The sequence below is a fragment of the Cyclobacterium xiamenense genome (assembly GCF_009467825.1).
GTDB classification, from domain to species: Bacteria; Bacteroidota; Bacteroidia; order Cytophagales; family Cyclobacteriaceae; genus Cyclobacterium; species Cyclobacterium xiamenense.
Genome location: NZ_WIOK01000022.1, coordinates 32,710 through 43,552 on the forward strand (window position 1 = coordinate 32,710; position 10,843 = coordinate 43,552).

The 10,843-nt window shown below is 48.8% G+C and carries 5 protein-coding genes; all 5 read left to right on the forward strand.

Translation table 11 applies throughout. The features are described from left to right. Positions 1 to 27: 27 nt before the first annotated feature. The 5 genes from GCU44_RS16085 (at position 28) to GCU44_RS16105 (ending at position 10,841) form a co-directional block, all read left to right on the forward strand. Entirely contained in the window at positions 28 to 1,866 is a 1,839-nt protein-coding gene (locus GCU44_RS16085) for a 3-keto-disaccharide hydrolase (RefSeq protein WP_154857639.1), read from the forward strand. Positions 1,867 to 1,886: 20 nt separating this feature from the next. Then, entirely contained in the window at positions 1,887 to 3,827 is a 1,941-nt protein-coding gene (locus GCU44_RS16090; protein ID WP_154857641.1) for a hypothetical protein, read from the forward strand. Positions 3,828 to 3,986: 159 nt separating this feature from the next. Beyond that, entirely contained in the window at positions 3,987 to 5,522 is a 1,536-nt protein-coding gene (locus GCU44_RS16095) for an outer membrane protein assembly factor BamB family protein (RefSeq protein WP_154857643.1), read from the forward strand. A 381-nt stretch (positions 5,523 to 5,903) separates the two neighbouring features. Then, positions 5,904 to 9,074, forward strand: coding sequence for a SusC/RagA family TonB-linked outer membrane protein (locus GCU44_RS16100; RefSeq protein ID WP_154857662.1), 3,171 nt, complete (start codon positions 5,904 to 5,906; stop codon positions 9,072 to 9,074). Positions 9,075 to 9,086: 12 nt separating this feature from the next. Beyond that, positions 9,087 to 10,841: a RagB/SusD family nutrient uptake outer membrane protein gene (locus tag GCU44_RS16105; protein ID WP_154857665.1), complete on the forward strand. Its 1,755-nt coding sequence runs from the start codon at positions 9,087 to 9,089 to the stop codon at positions 10,839 to 10,841. Positions 10,842 to 10,843 lie beyond the last annotated feature (2 nt).

Sequence of the window (10,843 nt, forward strand, 5' to 3'; positions counted from 1 at the left end):
TATCACGTTGGTTTTAATCCATACGCTATGGCCCATTTCCGAAGCATTCGTTCCATGATCGGTGGAATAGTATTATTCCTTTTTCTCGTTCCTTCGGCATTCAATGCAGCCGCTCAGGACACCGTTTCCTTTACCGATCTCGAGGCTTTTGAAAAACCCGGCAAAACCTGGCAGGTAGCGGGCGATGTCATCGCAGACCTATCAGAAAAAGGAAGACTGGATATCATCGATGGATTCGGCGTATTGGTGAATCTCCCCACGGATAAAGATAACGGACGGGATTTGTTCACGCGAGCGACCTATGGGGACCTGGACCTCGAAGTAGAGTACCTGGTGGCTAGTGGCGCCAATTCGGGAATTTACCTACAGGGAATGTACGAGATCCAAATCCTTGATAGCTGGGGTGTAACTACGCCACGCGCCGCTGACAATGGAGGCATTTACGAGCGCTGGGACGAGCGCCAACCGGAAGGTCAAAAAGGCTATCAGGGATATGCACCCCGGCAGAACGCCAGTAAGGCGCCCGGGTTGTGGCAAACGCTTTCGGTATCCTTCCGGGCGCCCAGATTTGATGCCGCTGGAAAGAAGATAGAAAATGCCCGGATTTTATTTGTGAGATTAAATGGGGTGACCATACACGAGGACGTGGAGCTTTTCGGGCCAACCCGGGGAGCCATGGCTGCGGAGGAAGTGAGCCGTGGCCCCCTGCGCATACAGGGAGATCATGGTGCGGTGGCATTTCGCAACCTTCGGATAACCGCTTTTGATAACCCAGCTCCTGAACTACGTGATCTGTCCTATGCGATGTATCGCGGAAAGTTTGACGCGGCACCTGATTTTACCGCATTGCAGGCAACTAAATCCGGTAGTTTGAAAGCACTTACGGCCTCAATGGCTGGCGATGCAGGTCAGTTTGTGATTCGATACCGGGGCCAGTTGGACGTGCAAACGGCAGGAAACTACTCCTTTCAGTTCAATTTTCCAGGAGGAAGCGGAAACGTGTCCATCAACGGAAAAGAAGTAGGTACTTCCGGCGGAGCAAATCTTTCGGCGGAGATGTATCTGGAGGCAGGAAGGCATGCATTTGACCTGGCTTATCTCAAAGTTCAGGATTGGGTGGCGGCCCATTTGGGTGCAGAAATTGCCGGTCCGGGCATCCGTCCGGTGACGCTCTCGGATCAGTCACTTTTGGGAACAAGGGGCCCGGACCCCATACTGGTGGATCCCAACGAGCGGCCGGTCCTGCGAAGTTTCATGGATATACCGGGTAGCTACCGGGTCACCCATGCCGTATCCGTAGGCTCGCCGCAGCAGGTGAATTATACCTACGACATGGATCACGGAAGCCTGGTGCAGGTTTGGACCGGTGGGTTTCTAAATGCGACCCCTATGTGGCACAGCCGGGGTGACGGTTCTTCCCGACCGATGGGCGTAGTCGTCCACCTGGGTACACCCGCCCTGAGTCTGGCGCGGTTAGGTTCTCTCGCGGAAGCATGGCCTTCCGATACACTGGGAAGTAAGTTTCGTACAAACGGATACCGGGTAGGTACCGAGGCCCATGATTTGCAATTTTTGTACGAAGCGTTTGGCCTGCAGGTGGAAGATTCGCTGGAGCCGTTAGAGGACCGGAAAGGCATTCGACGAATCCTGCACTTGACCGGGTCGCTCGAAAACACGTACCTCCGCCTGGCCGTTGCCGACCAAATCACCGATCTCGGAAAAGGCTTATTTCTGGTTGGAGACAAGGCGTATTACCTGAAGCTTGGCGGAGATAGCGCATTGCTTCCTGCAATACGTAGCAGTGAAGGGCAGCAGGAATTATTGATTCCGGCGAAGGAAAACATCGCGTATAGTTTATGGTTTTGAATACGATGGTAACAAGTACGATGAAACGAATAAAAAATTCAATGGCGCTGCTGGTTCTGGCTTCCCTAACCTGGCTATTTTTTCTGCCCGCATTCGGTCAGGAATCGCCCATGGAGGAGGATTATTTCAAGATTTTGCGGGTTGGCGCTCCCGAGGGTCTCTTGTTGGAAGTGGGGGGCTTAACGGTCTTACCAAACGGAAACCTGGGTGTGGCTACCCGAAGAGGCGATGTATATGTGGTGGAAAACCCGGGCAGTCAGCGGCCTTATTTTAGAAAATTTGCTTCGGGCTTGCACGAAATCCTGGGATTGGTTTACCGGGACGGCGCGTTTTATTGTTCCCAACGGGGAGAATTGACCAAGCTAGAGGATACCGATCAGGACGGCCGAGCGGATCGGTATACAACCGTTTTTAGTTGGCCGGTATCGGGCCATTACCACGAATACAGCTACGGACCCGTGATGGACGAAGCGGGGAACTTCTATGTTTCCGGCAACGTGGCTTTTGGAAACGAGGAATGGTGGAGAGGGGAAAGCCGGGTGCCCTTTAGAGGCTGGATCATGAAAATCAGTCCGGATGGCAACATGGAGCCATGGGCGACCGGGATGCGCTCTCCTGCCGGGCTGGGCTACATAGATGGCAAGCTTTTTTATACCGAAAACCAGGGGGATTACATGGCATCCGGAGGGATTTGGCACATCCAAAAGGGCTCTTTTTCCGGGCACCCGGCAGGGCTTACCTGGGCGGGGCTGGAAAATTCTCCTGTGGCCCTTAGCGCAGAAGAGTTTCACGCCGTGGTGGATCCCCGAAAGGTCAAAAACGCACAAGGGCGGTACATCAAGCCAGAAAATATCGTCGACGAGGATTTCCTGACCCTGTACCAGGCGAAAGAACGCTTGCCGCAAATTACCCTTCCTGCCGTTTGGTTGCCCTATGGCATTCACGGCATTTCCACGTCGGAGCCCATTAAAATCCCGGAGGGTGCGTTCGTTCCGTTTTCCGGGCAATTGTTGGTAGGAGATCAGGGACAAAGTAAAATCATGCGGGTAATGATGGAGGAAGTAAACGGGGTTTTGCAAGGGGCATCCATTGATTTCAGAAGTGGCTTTCGGTCGGGCGTGATGCGCATGGCCTGGGGCTTGGATGGCTCCTTGTTTGTGGGCGAGACCAACCGGGGTTGGGGTTCTGCAGGGGATGCAAACGAGGGCCTGGAGCGGCTGGTATGGAATGGAGAGGTACCTTTCGAAATCCGGGACATCAAGGCGATGCCGGACGGATTTGATATCCGGTTTACACTCCCCGTTGATCCCCTCACGGCAAAAAATCCGGATGCTTACAGTGTAGAGACGTTTACCTATAAATACCACCCCGTCTACGGTAGTCCTCCGGTAAGCAATGAATCGGCAAGGGTTGAGGGTGTACAGCTTTCAGCCGATGGCATGGGGGTACGCTTGAAAATTACTGGCTTGAAGCGATACCACATTCATCACATTCGATTGGATGGAATTCGCGAACGAGATCGTGTCCATGCCTTGGTTCATCCGGCTGCATACTATACCTTGAATGAAGTACCAGCGGGTATGCCGCTACAGGCGAATGACATGATTGCTTTTGCATCCCCCTCCCAATCGGCCCCTGCACAACCGGCGACAGGGTCAGCGGTCTCGGAGGCCGTGCCTGTTGCGGACGGTGGTGCTTCGGAGGTACCGGACGAAGCGTTGGTTAGCTCCTTGCTTTCGAAGTATACCTGTATCGCCTGTCACAACAAAGATAGCAGGCAGGTAGGACCGGCGTATAAGGATGTAGCGAAGCGAAAGTATACCGCAGCGGAGATTGTGGAGTTGATCTATACGCCCAGACCGGAAAACTGGCCGGATTATGCCACCCCTATGCCGCCGATGCCGCATGTTCCGGAGGCCGATGCGTTAAAGATCGCTCATTGGATCAATTCGTTGGATTAGCGAACAAATTGAATGCGGAAGGGTTTACGTCGTTCCCGCAATAAGTGGTCGTATCAACGCTTTTTTGTGCGTGTGTACCGTTTGGGAGAGTGTGGTAGGTCTTAATTCGTGTGGTATTCGTTGCGGCTAGTATGCCTACAAGCGAGTTGCTGAAAAAAAATGATGGTAAAAAGTAGAAAATGGATCGTATTTTTGACAGGTACGTTGTTAGTTGTTTTGGCACTTGTCAGTTATTTTCTAATTAGTCCCTCCGGTTATCCCAGCGTCTACAGGGTAATTTACTACGGGATTGAAAGATCTCCCAGTTGGTCTGCTTCTTTAGATGGGGTTGGATCTTTTTCTTCACCACGAGTGACCGATTTAAACAAGGATGGTGTTGGCGATATTGTACTGGGTGCGGGACGGCAAGAGTTTCAAGAATCCGATACGGCGGTTACCGCCCTGGACGGGAAAACAGGCGATGTGATTTGGAAAAGCGCTGCGGAGAATCAGGTGTTTGGATCGCCATTATTCCACGACATTACCCAAGACGGTGTGAATGACGTACTGATCAGTGGCAGAAATGGAATCTTTAAGGCAATAAATGGAGTTAACGGAGAAGTTATTTGGAACTTCTCGGATTTGGTAGACAAGGCAACCATCGGAAAAAAGTACTTTAATTTCTATAACCCTCAGTTAATACCCGATCAGGATGGGGATGGTTTGCGTGATGTTCTGGTAGCAAACGGAGGCGATGTCTTGAAGCAACCTTTCGATGAAGATCGACCGGTAGGCCACCTTTTGGTAATAAGTAGCGAAACGGGTAAAATATTATCGGAGGCGCCAATGCCTGATGGCAAAGAGACCTATTTATCTGCGGTTCTATCAAGCGGGTTGGAGAGTGAAGAAGTAGCGATTGCTTTTGGCACGGGTGGAGAAACGGTAGGCGGTAGTCTTTACCTGTGTACGTTAGCAGATGTATTGGCAGGAAACCTTTCAAGGGCGGTTCAAGTAGCATCAAACGAAAGCAAAGGGTTTATTGCTCCCCCGGTTTGGGTGGACCTCACCGGGGACGGCAGGGAAGATTTGGTGGCCGCCTCGGTAGATGGAGACGTGTATGCGTTTGATGGAAAAAGCAAGGCATTACTATGGAAAACAGCGATTCAAGGTACCGAGATTTACAGCACACCCGCAATTGGGTTTTTTAGAAACAGAGATACACCTGGTGTCTATGTTACTTCCGCTATAGGCACCTGGCCAAACCTGGGCTTTTCGAAACACAGCCTGTTGGACGGGGCGAGTGGAGAGATGCTACAAACCGATACCTTGGGATATTTTCAATCCAGCTCCCCGGTAGTTGTCGATTTAAATGGCGATGGGTTGGATGAAGTACTGCTCAGCGTCAATTACGAAAGCTTCTCGGAGGAAGGGAAAAAAATATATCAAAACACCCTTTTTCTGGTGGATTTTTCAACAAATAAAAAATTTGAACTTCAGGTGCCTCTTGATGGGCAAAATATAGCGTCTACTCCATGGCTGGGAGATTTGGATGGGGATGGGAATTTGGATATCGTTTTTTGTCATAGTACCAACCCCACCAAGGAATACGCTTTCGACGGCATGAGCGTTCACCGCATTAAAACGAAGGTTGCCATCGAGACGCCGATTATTTGGGGAGCTTACATGGGAAACGAAGGGAATGGAAGGTTCAACTGAATCAACCAACGTATTAAAGGGTTCCCTGTTAATTTCTACGATTTTCTATCTATTTTAATAAAAAATTCGTAAACTTAAAAACTTTATAAAAGCTATTCGGTTATATCGTTAGCTCAAGCCTATTCGAGTCAATTAAACCTAATTTAAAATGATTACCAAAACAGCCCAAAGACCATCGGTTTTCACCGGTTTCCACTCTCGGTATTTATTTATTACCTACCAGTTTTTTGAGTGTTGATTTTCTCCCTTGTAAAGTTTATTTACGTTTTTTGTTTTCGTATGCATGCCATTTAATGGTTTGTTACTATTCTTTTGTTGAAAAATTCCACGTTCGGTGGGTCACAATAGCAATTACACAATTATTAACCTAATCTTACACATATGCTGAAAAATTACAAAGTTGTTTTGTTAACCTTGCTCGTTGGCGTGTTAAGCACGGCGATGGTGTTTGGCCAGCGAGAAGTATCCGGAGTAGTTTCGGATGATTTTGGTGATCCGCTCCCCGGGGCGGCTGTTTTGGTAAAGGGTACTTCCACCGGCACGGTGACGGATATCGATGGTCAGTTTACGATTTCTGTTCCTGGGAGCGATGCGGTGTTAGTCGTGTCCTTTTTAGGGTATATCAACCAAGAGGTTGAAGTTGGAAATCAGAGTTCTCTCGATATTCAGCTGGAGCAGGCCATTAGTGGTCTGGATGAAGTGGTGATTACCGGGTATGGAGCTCAGTCTCGTCGAGAAATTACCGGCGCGGTAACGTCAGTGGACTCGGAGGAATTGCTGAAAATTCCTGCCACTACCTTTGCGCAACAATTACAAGGTCGTGCTGCAGGGGTAAATATTGTTAACGATGCCACTCCCGGCGGAAATGCAACGGTGCGGATTCGGGGCTTTGGCACCATCGGTAACAACGACCCCTTGTATGTGATTGACGGAGTACCTACCCAAAATCAGGGTAACCTCAATCCCAATGATATCGAAACCATTCAAATTTTGAAAGATGCGTCCGCAGCGTCTATTTATGGATCGCGGGCTGCGAATGGCGTAATCATTATCACAACAAAGCGAGGGAAAGTAGGGAAACCTACAATTTCTGTAAACTCCTTTTATGGAACCCAAACCCCTGACGGAACGCCAGAGGCGTTGAATGCAGAGGAACTTGGACGATACATCTTTTTGGCAAACACCTATGCGGGGAGAAGTACGGAACACGGTCAGTACAGGTATGGCCCTAATGGAGAAGTAATACTACCCGATTACGTGTTTCCAAGCGGTGCTATGGAAGGAGATCCTGGGGTTGATCCGGCCTTGTACGCTTTAGAGCCAGGGAATATTTATCCCATTACCCGAGCAGCTGATACGGATTGGTGGGCTGAGTCTACCCGGTCCGCTCCCATTCAGAGCTACCAAATCACTGCAAACGGCGGTACGGAAAACGGACGTTACGCCTTGTCGCTTAACTATTTCAACCAGCAGGGTGTGGTGAACGATATCGGTTACGACCGCTACTCGCTACGGGCAAATACGGAATTTAAAGCGCTGAACAATAAACTGACGGTTGGAGAAAATTTGTCTGTCTCCTTCGATGTGAGAAAGGGCGGTTTTGGGAATAACCAGGAACAAAACGCCGTTTCCGGAGCCTATAAACAACATCCGTTGTTGCCGGTGTACGATATCATGGGTAACTTTGCGGGAAGTCGTGGGGCCAATTTAGGAAATAACTTTAATCCTGTGGCGGTTTTGGCCAGGCAACAAGATAACCGAAATTTTAGAATCCGTGGGTTTGGTAACGTATACGCTTCGTACGATTTTACAGAAGATTTGATTTTTAAAACCAGTTTTGGATTCGATGGAACCAATCGTCGTGGAAGGTTTTTAGGAAGGCCTCAGCCGGAATACGTGGAGGGTAACTTTATCAACTCTTCAACTGCGGAAAACCAATACTCCTTACAATGGGTATGGACGAATACACTTAGCTGGTCCAAAACTTTCAACGATGTGCACAAATTTGATGCCTATGTAGGCACCGAGGCGATACGCGAATTTGGTGAGATCTTTGGTGCATCCAGGCAGCGGTTCGCTTTCCAAACCACCGACATCCTGAGTTACCTTGATTTGGGTGATCCCACAACCGCATCCAACTTTGGTCGGGTGGATACCGATTACCGCTTATTTTCCACCTTTGGCCAGTTTAACTATTCCTACGAAGGAAAATACCTGGTGCAGTTTATTTTGAGAAACGATGCTTCTTCCAGATTCCTTGCAGCTTCCAGGAATGCGACCTTCCCGGCATTCAGTTTGGGATGGAGGCTTTCGGATGAAGCGGTTGTAGCGGACGCACTTCCTTTTGTTTCGGATATGAAATTGAGGTATGGATGGGGACAGACAGGTAACCAGGCCATTGGTGATTACAACGCCTACACAACCTACCGATCCAATATTTTCAATGCAGGCTATCCAATTGACGGGTCCACGACAAATCCGGTTATTGGTTTCGATGCTGCTCGATTTGGAAATCCAGATGCACGATGGGAAACAACTACTTCCAATAACCTTGGTTTGGATGTAGAGATGCTGGATGGCAAATTCTTTTTCGAATTTGACCTTTGGAACCGGGTGACCTCGGACATGTTGTTTGTGCCCCCCATTAGCTTTGCGCACGGAGATGCTACCGCCCCTTCATTTAATGTGGGTCAAATGACCAATAAGGGGTACGACCTGAACATTGGGTACAACAACACACTTGGTAGTGATTTTAGGTACAGCGTTTCGGGTAACTATTCCGTATACCGCAACACCGTAGACAGGTTGGATGAAAGTGAAGAAACGATTTTCTTTGGCAACACATCCAGGGTTCCGGCCGTTACGGTGACACAGGCGGGTCTTCCCATCTCATCCTTCTTTGGCTACAATAACCTCGGTATTTTTCAGTCACAGGAGGAAGCGGATAGCCATCCTCCCTATGGAGATTATAATGCTCCCGGGAAATTTAAAGTGGAAGATGTAAATGGAGACGGTGAAATCACGGATGCTGATCGTACGATCATCGGTAATCCACACCCGGATTTTGTATTTGGTATAAACCTTAATTTGGGGTATAAAAACTGGGATCTGAACGTGTTTGGCAATGGTTCAATTGGTAACGATGTATTTAATTACGTGAGGTATTTTGCTGATTTCAATACCTTTCAGGGGAACCGGTCAACGAGAGCCTTGTATGAAGCCTGGCAACCCAACAATCCATCCGGTACCACCCCAATTATGGATGCCAATGACCAAATCAGTAGTAGACCTTCCAGTTATTTTATTGAAGACGGATCGTATTTTAGATTTAGAAATATCCAGCTAACCTATGCCCTGCCTAAGACCGCATTGGATGCGGTAGGCTTGTCGAATGCTTCGATTTATTTTCAAGGACAAAATTTACTCACGTTTACCAGCTACACGGGGTTAAATCCTGAAATTCAAACAGGAACGGATAACACCTTGGGTTTTGACGGGGGCTATATGCCGGTTTCCCGAAACCTGATTCTTGGTTTAAATCTTACGTTTTAAATTTAATCGACGATGAACTTATTAAAAAAATATAGAAATATTGGTGTTGGAGCAGTAGTCGCAGGGGCGCTAACCTTTGCTTGTAGCGATGAGTTTCTAGAGACGGTTCCCCAGGGACAGTTTAGCACCGTAGCGATTGCCAATGCAGATGGCGTTGAAGGTCTTTTATTGGGGGCCTATGCCATGATGTCCGGTTTTGGTTTGGACGGTCAGCCGCAATGGAACAACGACATCCACAATTGGGTCTTTGGTGGAATCACCTCTGATGATGCTTACAAAGGTACAGATGCAGGTGACCAGCCAGAACAGTCATTTCTGGAAGCCTATGATTTTCAGGCGACCAATACGCACCTCCGGAACAAGTGGAGAGGCGTGTACAAGGGTGTCGCACGAACAAATGACGTACTCAACACACTGGCTGAAGTAGAAGATATTTCGGATAGTAGAAGGCAGCAAATCATTGCTGAGGCGCGTTTTTTGCGTGGATTTTACCACTTCGAGGCGCGAAAAATGTGGCGTGCTGTTCCCTATATTGACGAACAGACCTTTGTATTGAATGACCTTGAAAGCTCCAAGGTGCCAAATGATCGGGAGATTTGGGCGGATATCGAAGCAGATTTTGAGGCAGCCATGAATGTGTTGCCTGCCTCCCAGTCTGAGGTAGGTAGGCCCACGCGTTGGGCGGCTATGGCATTTCTTGCCAAAGCAAAGATGTTTCAGGGTTGGGATCAAAACACCGGACAGGCCAACACGGCCAAATTACAGGAAGCGAAGGTTTTATTGGATCAAATTGTAAACTCGAATGAGTTTGAGTTGGTGCCTAACTTTGAAGACAACCACTTGGTAGCTACGCGTAATAATCAAGAGTCCATTTTTGAGATTCAATTTGCCATTACCAGTGCGAATGCTGATAAAGCCAATGCTGGGGTTGGTTTGGCTCATCCCTACACTGACCCCTGGGGATGCTGTGGTTTTTACCAAGCCTCTCAGAATTTGGTAAATGCGTTTAAGACGACGGAGAATGGATTACCGATGCTGGACGATTTTAACGAAGTGAGCGTTACCTGGGAAACGGAGTATACAGGACCGTTGGATCCTCGAATTGACCATACCCTGGGTCGGCCTGGTATTCTTTACAAAGGATTTAAAATCCACCAAACGGATTTCATTCGGGACTTGGGCTATGCGGGTCCATACTCTCCGAAAAAGCACGTAGCAGAGCCCGAAGCGCATGGTATCGGAGGTTGGCAGAACCTCTCTTCCAATAATTACCGAATCATGCGGTATGGTATGGTACTATTATGGCTGGCAGAGGTAGAAGTGGAATTGGGTAATCTCGAAAGAGCAAGGGAATTGGTGAATATGATCCGTGAACGCGCCGCCAATCCGGAAGGGTTTGTTCCACGGGCGATTCAAGGTGCCGAACGAAACGACTTTACCATTGTGGAAGGTGAGCCTGCTGCGAATTACGTAATTTCCACCTACGATGCTCCCTGGACAGATCCGGATGTGGCACGAGCGGCTGTTCGCATGGAAACTCGTCTGGAATTTGCCATGGAGGGGCACCGTTACTTTGATTTGCAGCGTTGGGGTATTGCCGCAGAAGTGCTGAACGATTATCTGGAAGTGGAAGGTACACGAAGGTCCTACTTGTCCGGACGACGCTTTACGAAAGGAACGCACGAATACTACCCGATACCTTTGGAGGCGATCGAGCGCTCATTTAAGGATGGAGCACCCACACTTACCCAGGATCCTGCTTATTAATA